Here is a 15,294-nt window from a genome sequence, read left to right on the forward strand (position 1 = left end):
CGCAAGCTCAGGATGACAGACGATAGGGATACGTGAGGCTGCTTAAGCCAGTGGCTCTTTCTGGCGGCGTGTGCCGAACACACCGGCCGCTACTACGGCCAGCAGCACCCCTAGGCTTGAAATCAGCGACACGGTATTGCCAATCTTATATTCTTTAGGCTCAAACACAAACTTGATTTCGTGTGAGCCGGCCGGCACCTGCATGGCGCGCAGCACGAAGTCGGCACGGAAATGCGGCACTTCTTTGCCATCTAGGAAAGCCTGCCAGCCATCGGCGTAGTAAATTTCGGAGAACACAACCGTGCTGGGCTGGGCCGCCGTGTAGCGGTAGGTGAGGGCGTCGGGCGCGTAATCGGTGAGGGCGATGGTACCCGACGAGTCGGCAGACGTGGCCGGCTTGACGCTCGGAAACTTGGTGGCGTCGAATACAGCCACGTGCTTGGTATCGAGGCTAGTGAGGGCAGCCATCTCCTCATCGGGGTTCTGCACGGCGCGCAGCTCGCGCACAAACCAGGCATTGCCGTTGGCGCTGGGGTTGCGCTGCACTTGCTCGGCCTGGCCCTGCTGCTGGCCGGGGATGATGACGTAGCGCGTGTTCAGCATGTTGAGCACGCCAGTATTGTTGGGCGAAATCTGGCGCTCAATCAGGTCCTGGTAACGGCGCAGCTTGGCGCCGTGGTAGCCCCCAATGCTCTTGTGGAAGTACGAGGTGCGCGCCTCATTAAAGGGATTACCCACGTTGAGGACGCGGTAGCTCAAGTCTTTATCTTGGAGAATCTGCTGGTCGGCGGGCGAGGGCTGGAAGCTCTCCACAATGGTTTCGGTCTGGTAGTTTTTCTCGCCTAGGTAGCGTTTGTCCACCGTCCAGAGGTCTAGCAGCACCAGCGCCACCACCAAGCCCGCGGCCACGGTGGCCTGGATTTTACCTTTCAAGTAGAAGTAAAGGGCACCTAGGGTGAGGCCTACGAAGAGCAGCCCGCGCCACACGTCGCTGCGCAGCAAATCGGCGCGGTCGGCGCGCAAGGCGCTCAGTAGCTGGGGCGTGAAGCCGGCCTGCGTAAGGTTGGCATCTTGCGGCGAGGCAAAATCGAAGCTGAAGCTCACCAGCCACGTCAGTAGCAGAAAGCCTGCCGTGATGGCGCCCGCATAGAGCAGCTGCCGAGTGCGGTACTGGTTGTCGGCCGAATCGACTACTACCGTGGGTGCACCAGCCGCCGCCCGGGCCGCCTTAGCCAGGGCCGGGTGCAGCGGCTCGGTGGGCGCGGGAGCGGCACCTAGGGGAGCAGCTTCGCGAGGACGCAGGATGCGCGAAAGCGCCAACGCCGCCAGCAGCGGCATGGCCAACTGCGCGATAACCAAGCCCATGCTCACGGCGCGGAAGCTGCGGTAGCCAGGTAGGTAGTCGAAAATTAGGTTGTTAATCGTCTCAAAGTTCTTGCCCCAAGCCAGCACAAACGATACTAGCGTACCCGCCAGCAGCCAGTACCGCGTGCGCTTATCCACCACAAACAAGCCCAGCACAAACAGGAAGCACACCACCACGCCCACGTACACGGGGCCGGCTACGTAGCTCTGGTCGCCCCAGTAAGTGGGCATACTGGCGAGCGCATCCGAGCCAGCTCCCATGGTGTTAAGCTCGCGGGCCATGTTCGAACTGGTGCTCAGGGGCATGGCGCTGCTGCCACCGTAGAAGTTGGGCACGAGCAGCGTCATGGTTTCGCCGATGCCGTAGCTGTAGGCAAAGGCGTAGTCGCGGTCCTGCTGCTTGGCGCTGGGCGCGGCGGGCTGACCGGGCGCGGGCGGCAGCGCCTTCAACTCCGAGGGCGAGCGGTTGCTGTACTTGCTGTATTCGTAGGTGGTATAGAGGCGGCCGAAGCTGACGCCGATGGCCAGCGCCGCGCCCACGCCCAGCAGCACGGCACGCCCTAGGTAGTCGCCCAAGCGCCCGGCCCGCACAGCCGCCACCAGCTCGATAATGCCATAAATGACCACCAACAGCCCTAGGTAGTAAGTTATCTGCGGATGGTTGGCTCGCACGTTCAGAGTCAGGCCCAGCGTGAACAGTGCCACCCCCAGCCACTTATTGCGGCGCAACGCCAGCATAAGCCCACCTAGGACGAGCGGCGCGTAGGCCAGCGCCCACGACTTGGTATTATGCCCGGCAGCCAGAATGGCGAGGTTATAGCTCGAAAAGCCGAGCGCTACCGCCCCCGCCACCGCCACCAGCGGGCGCACGCCTAGGGCCACCAGTAGCACGTAGCCGCAGAGCAAGGCCACAAACAGGTTGCTCACCACGGCGGGCAGGCCCAGAGCCACGGCCTTTTGCACGTACACAAACAAGTCGCCGGGGAAGTGTACCGAAATCAGGTACGTGGGCATGCCGCTAAACATGGAGTTGGTCCACAGCGGCTCGTGGCCGTGCTCGGCGGCCCACTGCTGGGTCTCGTGCGCGCCACCCTGAAACTGGGTGATGTCGTGCTGCGCCAGCGTTTGGTGGTTGAACACGATGGGCGCGAAGTAGGCCACGGCCAGCACCACAAAGAATAGCACGGCCAGCACGTGCGGCCAGGCCCGCTGCCACAGCGGCGCAGGCGCAGAAGAATACGAAGGAGAAACGGCCATCGGGCGGCTTTTAGCAGTTGGGCAAATGAGGCCCGAAGGTAGCGCCGGGGCGGGGAAGGGGCCCATCTACCTTTGAGTCAACCAGACATGCTATTTGCTGATAAGAGGCATGTCCTAGCAACTAATGTGACCTTATGACTCGGTACCTTTCAGAAGCTCAATTAACAGCCAGACTTAACCTAGGTAAGGCTGTCGGGCAATTCTTATCTCGTCAGGACCTGACGGATTACGCTGTTATTAAATGGCTAACAATCTACAAAGGCGGCGAGGAAAAGGAATACAGCCTTTATTACAATGAAGTCATAGACGAGGGGCCAGAGAATTTTCTTGATTTGGTTGAGCTTACACCCGTAGACCCGGACGATTATCCCGTAATCGAAGAATTTAATTCTGTTGAAGAAGTGTTAGTTTTCGCTGCAAGGAAGTACGGGACCTCATTGCATAAATACGTCACTGATAGTATGGTAAATGACGAATATGCGGACTATTTGCGCGGAATTGGCATCATAGGAAAATAGACCAGCCTAAACAAATTTTCAGAAATATCACCTACTTCAGCAGTACCTCAGCCAGCACCGGAAAGTGGTCGGAGGGGTAGTGCCCATGCATAGAATCTGTAAGGACCGCGTAGCTGAGCACGGTGCTACCCTTGCTCACAAAGATGTAGTCGATACGGTCTTGCAGCGGCGCGTCGAGCTTGAAACCCTGGAAGGTGCCCACCGGTCCATAGGCAGGCTGCTGGGTAAGCGCGTGGGCATCGCCGAGCAGCGTCTGGATGGTTTTGACCTGTTCGGTGTCGGGCGTCGAGTTGAGGTCGCCTACGCAGACTACGGGCGAGTTTTTGGCAATTCCCTTGATTTTCTGCACCATCAGCAGGCCCGACTGGCGGCGGGCTTCCACACCCTCATGGTCAAAGTGTACGCTGAAAAAATAGAATGCCTGCCCAGTTTGCAGGTCCTTGAATTGCGCCCAGGTGCAGATACGGTTGCAGCAGGTAGCATCCCAGCCCTTGCCGGGGCGGTCGGGCGTCTGGCTGAGCCAGAAATCGCCGGTTTGGAGAAGCTGCAAGCGAGCTTTTTTGTAGAAAATGGCCGAGTGCTCACCGGCTTCTTTGCCATCGTCGCGCCCGTGGCCCACAAAGGCATATTCCGGTAGCTCAGCTACGCCCTTGAGCTGTTCGCGAAAGCCTTCTTGGGTGCCAAATACGTCGAAATCGTGGTAGCGCACCAGGCTCTTTACCATTTCTTTACGATTGGGCCAAGCGTCCAGTCCATCGCCCGCATTGTTCATGCGCAGGTTGTAGGTGGCAATGCGCAGCGGCGCGGGGGCTTTGCCGGCGGCTAATTGGGAGAAACAAAGGCAGCTGAGCAGTAAGCAGATTATCAGGCGCATAAGGTGAGTTTTTTTTGCGTGAGCCGCCAGCAAGAGCGGTCCAATATTCCGAGGCAAGTTATGCCCAGCCTGCCCAAGTGGCCCTAGGTCGGCCCCGAGCGCCGCGTCCGTACCAAGCGAGCGCCCGACCTTTGCGGCCGTTATGCCTATCCGTTTTCTCGACCTGCCCACGCTGCTCGGTGGCACCCTGCTCCAAGCTCCCGCCACCGACGTTACCATTGCCTCGCTGCTGCTCGATAGCCGCCGCGTGGGCCTCACCGAAGGCGCGTTGTTTTTCGCGTTGCGCGGGCCAAACCACGATGGCCACCACCACTTGGCGGCCTTGTATGCCAAGGGCGTGCGTCTGTTTGTGGTGAGCCACGCGCCAGCCAGTCTAGGTCCGTTTGTAGGCGCGGGCTTTGTGCAAGTGGCCGATACGCTGGCAGCGTTGCAGGCGCTGGCCGCGCAGCACCGGGCAGCTTTTCAGCAGCCAGTGTGGGCCATCACGGGCTCCAATGGTAAAACCATTGTGAAGGAGTGGCTGGCTCAACTGCTGGCACCCGACGAAGGCATTTGCCGCTCGCCCAAAAGTTACAACTCACAAGTAGGTGTGCCCTTGAGTGTGTGGGAATTGGCGCCCGGTCGGCACACTCTAGGTATCTTCGAAGCCGGTATTTCGGAGCAAGGCGAGATGGCCCGGCTGGCCCGTGTCATCCACCCTACGCACGGCATTTTTACGACCCTAGGCACGGCCCACGACGCGGGCTTTGCCTCTGAAACCGACAAGCTAACCGAGAAGCTGCAACTGTTTGAGCAATCCGGCTTCGAGCTGCTTGTGTACTGTGCCGACCAGCCGGCCGTGCACGCCGCTGTGCAGGCGCGCCACTTGCCTGCCCTGGCCTGGACGCGCCACGAGGTGCCCGGCGCGGCGCTGCGCTTCCGTTTGAAGTCCACTACCGCCGGCACCACCACTGTGCGGGTGCGCTTGGGCGAAACGTCCGCCACTGCCCATTTTCCGGCCGAGCACTTGGCCTTGCGGGCCGCCACGCGCTTCACCCTGCCGTTTGCCGACGAGCCCTCGGTCGAGAACGCCCTGCATTGCTTAGCCGTGCTGCTGTGGCGGCAGCTCGACCCCGCCAAGGCGCTCGACCCTGCGGAGATTCAGCGCCGCCTGTTGCGCCTCCAGCCCGTGGCCATGCGCCTCGAAATGAAGCAAGGCCGCCACGGTTGCTACCTGCTCGACGATACTTATAACAATGACCTAGCCGGCCTCGCCCTCGCCCTCGATGCCTTGAGCCGCCAAGCCCGGCCCGGTGGCCGCACCCTCATTCTGAGCGACGTGCTCGAGTCGGGCCTCAGCGGCCCCGCCCTTTATGCCCGCGTGCTGGCGTTGGTGCGGGCCCACGGTGTCACGCGCCTCATTGGGGTAGGGGAGGCGGTGAGCGCTGAATTGGGCGGTGCGGTTTTACAAGCCGAGTTTGAGCAAACCCAACTCATTACTCAGTTTTACCCCACTACCGAAGCACTGCTGGCCGACCTGCGTCCCCGTGAGTTTCAGAACGAAACTATCCTTGTTAAAGGAGCGCGGCGGTTTGGGTTTGAGCGTGTGGTAGCGGCCTTGCAGCAGCTCCAGCATGGCACGGTGCTCGAAGTGAACCTAGACGCGCTGACGCATAACCTACAGTATTATCGCCAGCGGCTGCACCCCGGCACCAAGCTCATGGTTATGGTAAAGGCATTTGCCTATGGCAGCGGCTCATATGAGGTCGCCAGCCTACTCCAGTTTCAGCGAGCCGACTACCTAGCCGTGGCCTACCCTGACGAGGGCCAGCAATTGCGCGAGAACGGTATCAGTCTGCCTATCATGGTTTTGAATCCAGGACCCGACAGCTTCGAGCAGCTGCGCCGCTACCGTCTAGAGCCTGAAATTTACTCCCTAGAGCGTCTGCACGATTACCTGCAAGCCGCCCACGAAGCCACGGCGGGCACCGCACCGCTACCACCACTGCACCTCAAGCTCGATACTGGTATGCGCCGACTAGGCTTTGATGAAAACGACCTGCCTGCCCTGCTCGACCAACTGGCCGCGCACCGCGTGCAGCTGCCCGTAGCTAGCATTATGACGCACCTAGCTGCTGCCGACGACCCCGCGCATGACGACTTTACCCAACAGCAGCTCAGTACCTTCCAGCGCATGGCCGCTGCCATCGAGGCCGTGCTAGGGCGCTCGGTGTTGAAGCACGCGCTTAATTCGGCCGGCATTCGGCGCTTTCCTGAAGCGCAGTTCGATATGGTGCGCTTAGGTGTCGGGCTCTACGGCGTGGAGGCCGGTGATGAAAGTAGCCGCAACTTGTTGCCCGTGAGTACGCTACGTACCACCGTGTCGCAAGTCAAGACGCTGCCCGCCGATACCACTGTGGGTTACGGCCGTCGCGGTGTGGCCACGGCCCACGAGCGCCGGGTAGCTACCCTAGCCATTGGCTACGCCGATGGTTATGACCGGCGCTTTAGCGCTGGGGCAGGACTAGTACTGCTACACGGCCGCCGCGCGCCCGTAGTAGGTTCGGTATGCATGGACATGGTGATGGTTGATGTAACAGATATTCCCGAAACGCAGCCCGGCGACGTAGCTATGCTATTTGGTGAAGGGCTTACTATCAATGAGCTAGCCGCACGTATCGGCACCATTCCCTATGAGTTGCTGACTAACGTGAGCGAGCGCGTGAAGCGCGTATTTGTGAGTGAGTAAACGTGCTTGCTACGCGAATCACTTCACAAAAGGCTTTTCGCTAACTGATGTGATAAAGTAGAAAAGGTCGGCTACCTGCCCTAGGTGGCCGATTAGCACGCAGGTTACTTAAGCTCATCTAGTTAGCCGTTGGGAAATAAGAATGCTTGTAATAAGTAAAAGCTGCTATTGAGCCTGCAAGATGCTTACCTGTGTGAGATGCCGTTGAAATGATAATATTTATAAATATTGTCAACTAGAATCAATGTTTTAGTAAGCTCCCGAGGTAGCGTGCTAAAGCATTGATTTTAAAATAGAGTCAAAGATATGTTCTATGAAAGCGTGTTTTATAGCAGTTTATAAGTATTTTTGTCGCCCTTTTCAGCATGTAATAGCTTTTGCCTTTTTATTTGGGCAATAACTGTTACAGGATATTAAAATTTTTTTTATAATAAAAATACAATTAGTGAAAAATCAATTAAGTAGTAATTCGCTAGACGATATAAGAGTTTAACATTTAGTAGCAGCTATCCTAATACGATAGGCCCTGCATTCCTTACGAGTTCTCAAGCCGCCGGGCGCATCGAGCAGGTACCAATATCTAAGGTTCCTGCTAGGCTACCGCTGCTAATCCCTCTCAGCACCACTTGCACTACTACCCGATGAGTAATTGGGTAGTGCTTTCTTATTCAGTTAAAAATGAAGGTGATTAAACTATACTTCTACAGCTGCTTGGCTTTATTGCTAGCCTTAGGTCAGTCGCATGAAGCAGTAGCGCGTCCGCTCGATGAGAAACCCCTTGATGGGTTGTGGAAGGGACCGCTACAAATGCCTGGTGGCAAGCTAGAAGTCATCTTTCGCTTGGTGAAGCTCAGTAATGGCGAATATTTCGCTACCCTCGACGTACCCCTGCAAAAGGTAAGCCGCCTGAAAGTGACCGTAACCATGCGGGCTGATACCGTGGTGCTAACCTCTACCGAAGCCAACGCTACCTATGTAGGCCGGCTAGCCACCGATGGTAGTCAGTTGCAAGGCAGCTGGCTGCAGCCGGGTTTTAAAGTGCCTATGGTACTGAGCCACTCAGAGGTGCAAGCCGCGACAGCTGTTGCTACCCCACGCCTCACGCCCCCTTACCGCGAAGAAGAAGTACGTTTCAGCAACACCGATGCGAAGCTACAACTGGCGGGTACCCTCACGGTGCCCGCTGGCGCAGGCCCCTTCCCAGCGGTTGTGCTGCTCAGCGATGCCGGGCCCCACGACCGCAATGGCACCGCTGGCGATTTTGCGCCGCTTAGCCGCTTGGCCGATTACCTCACCCGGCGCGGAATAGCCGTGCTACGCTTCGACGACCGCGGCGTGGGCCAGTCAACCGGCGACATTCAACCTACTATCGAAGAGTTGGCAAGCGATGCGCAAGCCGGCCTCAGCTATATGCGTACTCGCCCCGAAGTAAAGCTCAGTAACCTTGGTCTAATAGGCCACGGCGAGGGGGGCAATGTGGCGCTGCTGACAGCCACGATGCCCGAGCCCCCTACGTTTGTGGTCGGTTTGGCGCCGTATGCACTACCAGGCAGTGTCATCTTGGCGCAGCAGCAAGAGATAGCGTTGCGCAGCCTGCACGCCGACCAAGCTCAGATTACGGAGTCGATTAATCGTCAGCAGGAAATGTTTAAGATTATCCGCCAAACCAAGGACAATGGGCAGGCGCAGGCCATTTTGGCCAATATGATGCAGCAAAGCAACGCGAACCTCGACCCCGCAGCGGCAAAAGCAAGTGCGGCCGATATGGTGAGCGCGCGCTACCGGCATTTCTTGTCTTTCAATCCGCTCGAAAGCCTGCCTCAGATAGCTTGCCCCGTCTTGCTGCTTTATGGCACTGCCGATGATATGCTAAACGTGGAAACCAACGCCGCGATGCTGACTAGGGCGCTGCGCAATAACAAAGGCGTGACCACGCACAAGTTCACGGGTGTTAATCACTTGTTTCAGCCTGACCGCACGCAGTGGCCACTCCTCAACGGCGAGCCCAAGCCAAACTTCTCGCCCGCCGCTTCGGATGCCGTACGGGCTTGGATAACTGAGCAAGTTGTGAAGTAAAAAGACGGCCCTAGGACACTAAGGCTATTCAAACGGTCTGGTCTTGGGACGCCTCCTTTTAGCTGAAGAGCGATAAAATTAAGTATACTGATTACTACAAGCTATAGCTAGTAGAAGAGGCTGGTGAGAGCTGAAGCGAAAACAGTTAAGGGGTATTGCAGAAGTAGGGTGCGTACGTAGCGCCCGCCAACGCAGTAGTGCCTAGGCGCGTAAGGTGAAGCTCATTCTTTCACATCTTACTCGTTTTGTAATGAATAAGCTACCTCTTAGCCTTCTAGCCGCAGCTACCCTAACTTTCGCTAGCTGCAACGACCTGAAAAAGACGGACGACAAAAATTCGCTCTCCGATGCTACCCAAGACACGGCCGTAGTGGCGCGCACGGGCAACACGGCCGCCGACGCAGCTGCCAATGCGGCCGACGCTGTAGACAGCGCTGCTAGCAAAGCCGGCTCGGCCATTAGCAACGCTTTCGACCTGACCAAAGCCAAGCTATCGAACGTTAAATTTCCGGAAGTAAATCTGCCGGGTGTATCTGTGCGAGGCAATGACGACTACCAGGTATATGGCGTCGATGAAAAAGTGCTATTCGATACGGACAAGGCTACGGTAAAGCCGTCCGCCGCCGCAGCTCTCAAGCAGATTACGGCCTCTATTAACCAGCGCTACGCGGGCAAAGACGTGCGCATTCTGGGCTTTGCCGACTCGCGAGGCGACAAGAGCTACAACCGTGACCTGAGCAAGCAGCGCGCGGAAGCCGTGAAAAACTACCTAATAACTACCAATAAGCTTCCCGCCGACCATGTCAGCACCGAAGCATTTGGTGAGGAGCAGCCGGCTGCTAGCAATGCCACGGCCGCTGGCCGCCAAGAAAACCGCCGCGTCGAAATTGCGGTGAAAGTCAAGTAGACCACAGACTCAGTGGGTTAACCAAACCGCGAGAGGCGCCGGACTCCGGCAGTTTGACTAGCTGGGTATACTGTACCTACGCTCCAGACACTCTCCTAATTGACTGCGAGCGCATCTAGCTGATTTAAAAAGAGAAAGGCCACCTAGGTAGGTGGCCTTTCTTTTTTTAGCAAAAAATGAAATTGGGTAAGTAGCCCTGCGCAGTAGGTATAGCTGCGCAATTCTTTAAATCTGCTACAGTTGCGGTCTATTTATACTCGTCTACTTCAGCGCGCATCATGGCGTTGAAGCGGGAGTTGCCGTTAGCAAGCGTTACCAAGTTCCAGCCGCGGCCGATGGCATAGCTCCAGGTGCGGCTGTCTTTGAACTCGAACGTGGGACGCAGAATCTGGCCGTAGGGCGTGTAGTTATCCATAAAGTTGGTGGTGTAGAACTTGTCGCCGCTCACAATCCACTCCATGGCCACGTAAAAGCCCTCCTCAGGTGCTGGGATGTTATAGCTCGTCAGGTCGACCGTGAACCACTCGCCACCGCGGGCCGCTGATACAATTACGCTCTCGCCGAGCATATCCGAGTTGGGGGCGTTGTAGTTGCCGTCGGCTTTGTAGAGGCGCACCCGGAACGGCTCGCGCGGAAACCCGTTTTCGCCAATGTAAAACGCTACCGAACGAATAAAGCCTAGTTTTTTTGCCTTCTCATTCTTGCACAAAAATGCATATTGACTACCGGGCATGCCCTGAATCATGCCTGCGCCTGGCGAATTGGTGTGGGCTCCCAGCGTAAGCGGCCGCACCTTGCTAGCCTCTACTACAATGTTGGCGAGCTGAATGGGTTGCTTGGGAATTTGAAGGATAACTTCTTCCATATTAGTGCCGCGCTTCACAAACAGCGCCGTGCGCTTGTAGCCGAGCGCCATCACGATAATGGAGTCTTCTGTCACCTTTGTGGGCATGGCCATCTGGAAATAGCCATATTCATTGGTGAGGGCACCAGTTTGCTCTTCGCGCAGGTTAATCGAGGCGAAGGGAATGGGGCTCTGGGTCTCAGCATCGACCACACGGCCGGTGATGCGACCCTCTTGGGCACGGCTAATAAATGGCGATAGCCCGATAACGGATATAATGAATAGTAGTCGCTTTATCATATTGGTAAAAGCTAAAAAAAAGGCTCAGTCCACAAATTTAGCATCATGTTTTGTGAAGTTCCTCGACTTCGAATAAAAATAACCTTAAAGTGCTTGAATGAGTCAAATTATTTATCTTTGTACTATAAATAATTCTATCAGTTGATTCATAAATGACAGAAATCATTAATTTCATCGGATAATATGCAAATTTGAAGTACCTTTCGGGAAGGCTTTATGAGAGTTGAATTTCTATGCTAAGTGAAAAATAGTTACCTACTTGCTATTCTATTGTGGTGGGGTGCTTTAGTACCAAGCAGCTGGGCACAAAGCGCAGTTGCTAGTGCGAGTACGGCTACGCCGCCTGGGGCTGCTTTAGCCTCTAGTGCTACCCCGCCGCTCGAAGGCTTGTGGCAAGGGCAGCTGTCACTGCCTGGTGGTGCCCTAGGGTTGACAGTGAGCGTAATAGCGCTAACTGGTGGCCAGTATTTTGCGGCGCTCGACGTGCCCATGCAGAAGCTAAGTCGGGTGCCAGCCGAGCTGCAACTGGTGCCCGGTACCGATTCGGTGCGGGTGCTGCTGCCGCAGTTGGGAAGCCGTCTGCTCGCCCGCCTTGACTCTGGCAATTTGCTGCTGCGCGGCACCTGGACGCAGCCGGGCCTACACACCTCATTGGTGCTGCGCCACGCGCCACTGCCTGCTGCTGCCAGCACCGTCACGTCGCTGAGCCGGCCTTACCGCGAAGAAAAAGTAATATTTTCAAATTTCGCAGCGCGACTGAGGTTGGCCGGCTCGCTCACGGTGCCAGCGGGCGCGGGGCCCTTCCCGGCAGTAGTGTTACTATCGGACCTAGGGGCGCAAGACCGAGATGGCCGCCCCGCCGACCAGTCGGAGCCAACTACTTACCCACTGCTAAGCTTACTCGCCGATTATCTCACCCGCCACGGCATAGCCGTGCTGCGCCTCGACGACCGAGGCATGGGCCAATCGGAAGGTCACAACGCTACCACCACCACTACGCAGCGCGTGGGCGACGCCCAGGCAGCGCTCAATTACCTACGCACGCGGCCCGAGGTGGACTTGCTGCACCTCGGGCTTATTGGGCACGGGGAGGGCGCCAATGTGGCGCTGCTAGCAGCTGCGCAGCCACTGCCCCCGGCATTTGTGGTAAGCCTAGCGGGCTATGGGCAGCCTGGGCTGGCTACGCTGCTGACGCAGCAGGCCGCGGCTCTGCGCGCCCTTAAGCTGTCGCCTAGCGAGTTGGCTATTCGCCTGCGCCGCCAGGCCACGCTGGCTGAGCTAGTGCGTTATTCTACCAACCTAGGGCAGACACAAGCTATGGTAGCCAACCTCCTGCGTCAAGACGAGCCAAGCCTGCTGCCAGAGGTAGCGCAGTTGCGCGCCGCTGCGCACCTGATGCCCTGGCACCGCGCCTTTCTCACGTTTGACCCCTTGGCCGGGCTGCAGGCTGTGCAAGTGCCCGTGCTGCTGCTGAGCGGCCTTGCCGATGAGCAGGCGCCGCCAGCCGAGCACCAAGCGGTGCTCGAGAAAGAGTTGCGCGCCAGCGGCAACCGTACCGTGAGCAGCCAGCGGCTGCCGGGCGTCAATCATTGGCTGCAGCCCCCGCCTACGCAGTGGATAGTGCTCGATGGCGAGCCACGGCCCATTGTGGCGCCCGCCCTGCTCGAAACGCTGCGGCTGTGGCTAGTGGCACAAGCACGCAACTAAGCGGCGAGCGGGCAGCCCTAGGGCCCGCTCTTCAACTTTACTAGGTGAGCTAGCTGGTAGAATGGCGCGGCAGCACGTTCTTCGCCTTGCCAATGCGTGTGCTGGGCGATGTCCTCCTCGGCCGCCGCACCGCGCAGTTGTTCTTCACCCATAGCTCTTGCGAAATGTCCGCGCTCTACAACTTCGACTTGCTGGTGGCCGGTCCGCTGTGCATGCTGATAGTGCTGGTCCTGCGGCGGTTCTTCGACCTAGCCGAGCGGCTGCCGCGTTGGAACCGAGTGTTGTCGTGGGTGTGGGCACCTGCTCTGTTTGGCTTTGGGATAACGGCGGTGTTTCGCTACCGCAATCCTCTGCTCGACGATGCTTACATGCTGGGGGTGTATGCGCTGGTGGTAGTTACGCTGCTGCTGTTGTGGAGCTACCGCCCGGCTCGGCTCGTGCTGCTGGCCTTGGCCCCGCTGCTGCTGCACCGGCTCATCAAGTTTGGGCTAGACCTAGGCGACTTGCGCTTGCTGGCACCATATGCCAGTATTTTTACGAGCCTGGGCAAGTTTACCACCTTGTGGCTCATCGGCTTGGTACTAGTAGCCCGCTCCCAAAAACGCAACCTCGCCAAAGAGCAGCAGCAACGCCAAGAAGAAGAACAGGCCCGCCAGCTCATCGCGACCCAAAACGCAGAGTTGGAACGACTAGTAGCCGAGCGCTCGGCTACTCTTACGCAGCAGGCCGCCACCCTGCAGCAGGCGCTAGAAGAGCTGCAAATGACGCAGAGCCAGCTGATACAGGCCGAGAAGATGGCCAGCCTGGGCGAGCTCACGGCGGGTATCGCCCACGAGATTCAGAACCCGCTCAACTTCGTCAATAACTTCGCCGAGGTATCGGCTGAGCTGCTCGAAGAGCTAGCCGAAGAGCAAACCAAGCCTGCACCCGATACTGAGCTCGAGTTGGAATTATTGGCCGACCTGACGCAAAACCTACAAAAGATAACGCAGCATGGGCAGCGAGCAGCGAGCATCGTGCGAGGCATGCTCGAGCACTCGCGCGCCAGCACCGGCGAGCGCAGCCTGACCGACCTGAACGCGCTCTGCGATGAGTACCTGCGCCTGGCCTACCACGGGCTGCGGGCCAAAGACAAAAGCTTCAACGCCACGCTGCACACCGACTTTGCCCCCGTGCTGCCGCTGGTCGAGGCCGTGAGCCAGGACGTGGGCCGGGTGCTGCTCAACCTGTTTACCAACGCCTTCTACGCCGTGCGCCAGCGCCAGCAGGCGGGCGAGGCGGGCTACGCGCCCAGCGTGGGCGTGCGCACCCGGCGGGTGGGGGACGAGGTAGAGGTCAGCGTGCAAGACAACGGTACGGGCATCGCCGAGGCCGTGCGCCAGAAGATATTCCAGCCCTTCTTCACCACCAAGCCCGCCGGCGAGGGCACGGGCCTGGGCCTCTCGCTGGCCCATGACATCATCACCCAAGGCCACGGCGGCAGCCTCACCGTGACGAGCCAGGAAGGGCAAGGCGCCAAGTTTACGGTGCGCCTGCCTATTTAGGGTAGTGGCATGCTAGTGAAAAACACGTTGCTATAGCAGAAAATGGAAGACGACGGCCTCTTGCTCGGTACTCCGGTAGCCATCCTGGCTTTGTGGATGCTGCGGCGGTTTTTAGACATCCCTATGCGGCTGCCAGCACTAGACCGGCGCCTGGCCCGGTTCTGGATTCCGGCAGCCGTAGTGTGGGTAAGCTATTTGCTATTTGGTGAGAAGCTGCACCTCGACGGCGACCTGATAGACGACGTTTTTATTCTAGTAGTAATCGCGCAGCTCATGCAAGTGGTGTGGCAACTGCGTGACTACCCCCCGGCGCGCACAGTAGCATTGGCATTAGCGCCGTACGCGGCTACACTGCTGCTGGCAGTAGTGTGGCGCCAGCTGGCCCCTAGGTCGTTTAAAGAGTACAATGATGGTATCGACATGGTCGGCACCTTCGTGTTTTTTTGGATGGTAGGGCTCTTTTGGGTGGCGCGCAGCCAAAAGAAGCGGTTGGCCATTGAGCAGCAGCGCCGGGCCGAGGAAGAGCAGGCCCAGCAGCGTATCGTGGCCCGCAATGCCGAGCTAGAGCAACTGGTGCTGGCCCGCACGGCTGCCCTGCGGCAGCAAACGCAGGAGCTACAGCAGGCGCTAGAAGAGCTGCAAACGACGCAGAGCCAGCTGATACAGGCCGAGAAGATGGCCAGCCTGGGCGAGCTCACGGCGGGCATTGCTCACGAGATTCAGAACCCGCTCAACTTCGTCAACAACTTCGCCGAGGTCAGTAGTGAGCTGGCCCAAGAACTGGCCCTAGAGCGCAACCGGCCCACCCGAGACTTACCGCTCGAAGCCGAACTGCTAGGTGATTTAAAGCAGAACATGCTAAAGATAACGCAGCATGGGCAGCGAGCAGCGAGCATCGTGCGAGGCATGCTCGAGCACTCGCGCGCCAGCACCGGCGAGCGCAGCCTGACCGACCTGAACGCGCTCTGCGATGAGTACCTGCGCCTGGCCTACCACGGGCTGCGGGCCAAAGACAAAAGCTTCAACGCCACGCTGCACACCGACTTTGCCCCCGTGCTGCCGCTGGTCGAGGCCGTGAGCCAGGACGTGGGCCGGGTGCTGCTCAACCTGTTTACCAACGCCTTCTACGCCGTGCGCCAGCGCCAGCAGGCGGGCGAGGCGGGCTACGCGCCCC

Annotated in this window: 11 protein-coding genes; 7 read left to right on the forward strand and 4 right to left on the reverse strand. The window is 58.3% G+C overall.

Annotated elements, in window-relative coordinates; translation table 11 throughout:
- Positions 1 to 42 precede the first annotated feature (42 nt).
- Positions 43 to 2,622 carry a YfhO family protein gene (locus FNT36_RS13865; protein WP_144848646.1) on the reverse strand — a complete coding sequence of 860 codons (2,580 nt, stop codon included), beginning with the start codon at positions 2,620 to 2,622 and terminating at the stop codon, positions 43 to 45.
- Positions 2,623 to 2,756: 134 nt separating this feature from the next.
- Here FNT36_RS13865 and FNT36_RS13870 point away from each other — a divergent pair, with 134 nt between their 5' ends.
- The gene (locus tag FNT36_RS13870; protein WP_144848649.1) at positions 2,757 to 3,140 is read left to right on the forward strand and encodes a hypothetical protein; all 384 of its coding nucleotides are present in this window, start codon (positions 2,757 to 2,759) and stop codon (positions 3,138 to 3,140) included.
- Positions 3,141 to 3,171: 31 nt separating this feature from the next.
- Here FNT36_RS13870 and FNT36_RS13875 read toward each other — a convergent pair whose 3' ends face one another.
- Positions 3,172 to 4,014, reverse strand: coding sequence for an endonuclease/exonuclease/phosphatase family protein (locus tag FNT36_RS13875; protein WP_144848652.1), 843 nt, complete (start codon positions 4,012 to 4,014; stop codon positions 3,172 to 3,174).
- A 142-nt stretch (positions 4,015 to 4,156) separates the two neighbouring features.
- Here FNT36_RS13875 and FNT36_RS13880 point away from each other — a divergent pair, with 142 nt between their 5' ends.
- From FNT36_RS13880 to FNT36_RS13890, 3 genes are all read left to right on the forward strand, one after another.
- On the forward strand, positions 4,157 to 6,742 hold the full coding sequence (locus FNT36_RS13880; RefSeq protein WP_144848654.1) for a bifunctional UDP-N-acetylmuramoyl-tripeptide:D-alanyl-D-alanine ligase/alanine racemase: 2,586 nt from the start codon (positions 4,157 to 4,159) through the stop codon (positions 6,740 to 6,742).
- Positions 6,743 to 7,420: 678 nt separating this feature from the next.
- Positions 7,421 to 8,818, forward strand: a complete 1,398-nt coding sequence (locus FNT36_RS13885; protein ID WP_144848657.1) for an alpha/beta hydrolase family protein — start codon at positions 7,421 to 7,423, stop codon at positions 8,816 to 8,818.
- A gap of 250 nt (positions 8,819 to 9,068) precedes the next feature.
- Entirely contained in the window at positions 9,069 to 9,725 is a 657-nt protein-coding gene (locus FNT36_RS13890; RefSeq protein ID WP_144848660.1) for an OmpA family protein, read from the forward strand.
- Between the two features lie 247 nt (positions 9,726 to 9,972).
- Here FNT36_RS13890 and FNT36_RS13895 read toward each other — a convergent pair whose 3' ends face one another.
- Positions 9,973 to 10,869: a carboxypeptidase-like regulatory domain-containing protein gene (locus FNT36_RS13895; RefSeq protein WP_144848663.1), complete on the reverse strand. Its 897-nt coding sequence runs from the start codon at positions 10,867 to 10,869 to the stop codon at positions 9,973 to 9,975.
- Positions 10,870 to 11,256: 387 nt separating this feature from the next.
- Here FNT36_RS13895 and FNT36_RS13900 point away from each other — a divergent pair, with 387 nt between their 5' ends.
- On the forward strand, positions 11,257 to 12,576 hold the full coding sequence (locus tag FNT36_RS13900; RefSeq protein ID WP_144848666.1) for an alpha/beta hydrolase family protein: 1,320 nt from the start codon (positions 11,257 to 11,259) through the stop codon (positions 12,574 to 12,576).
- 17 nt (positions 12,577 to 12,593) lie between these two features.
- Here FNT36_RS13900 and FNT36_RS25810 read toward each other — a convergent pair whose 3' ends face one another.
- On the reverse strand, positions 12,594 to 12,728 hold the full coding sequence (locus FNT36_RS25810) for a hypothetical protein (protein ID WP_262712172.1): 135 nt from the start codon (positions 12,726 to 12,728) through the stop codon (positions 12,594 to 12,596).
- A gap of 12 nt (positions 12,729 to 12,740) precedes the next feature.
- Between FNT36_RS25810 and FNT36_RS13905 the strand changes: the two genes are divergently transcribed.
- Entirely contained in the window at positions 12,741 to 14,120 is a 1,380-nt protein-coding gene (locus FNT36_RS13905; protein WP_233635905.1) for a sensor histidine kinase, read from the forward strand.
- Positions 14,121 to 14,162: 42 nt separating this feature from the next.
- A partial coding sequence (locus FNT36_RS13910; RefSeq protein ID WP_233635906.1) for a sensor histidine kinase occupies positions 14,163 to 15,294 on the forward strand: 1,132 nt, incomplete at its 3' end.

Origin of the sequence: Hymenobacter setariae, from assembly GCF_007713685.1 — a bacterium.
Taxonomy (GTDB): domain Bacteria; phylum Bacteroidota; class Bacteroidia; order Cytophagales; family Hymenobacteraceae; genus Hymenobacter; species Hymenobacter setariae.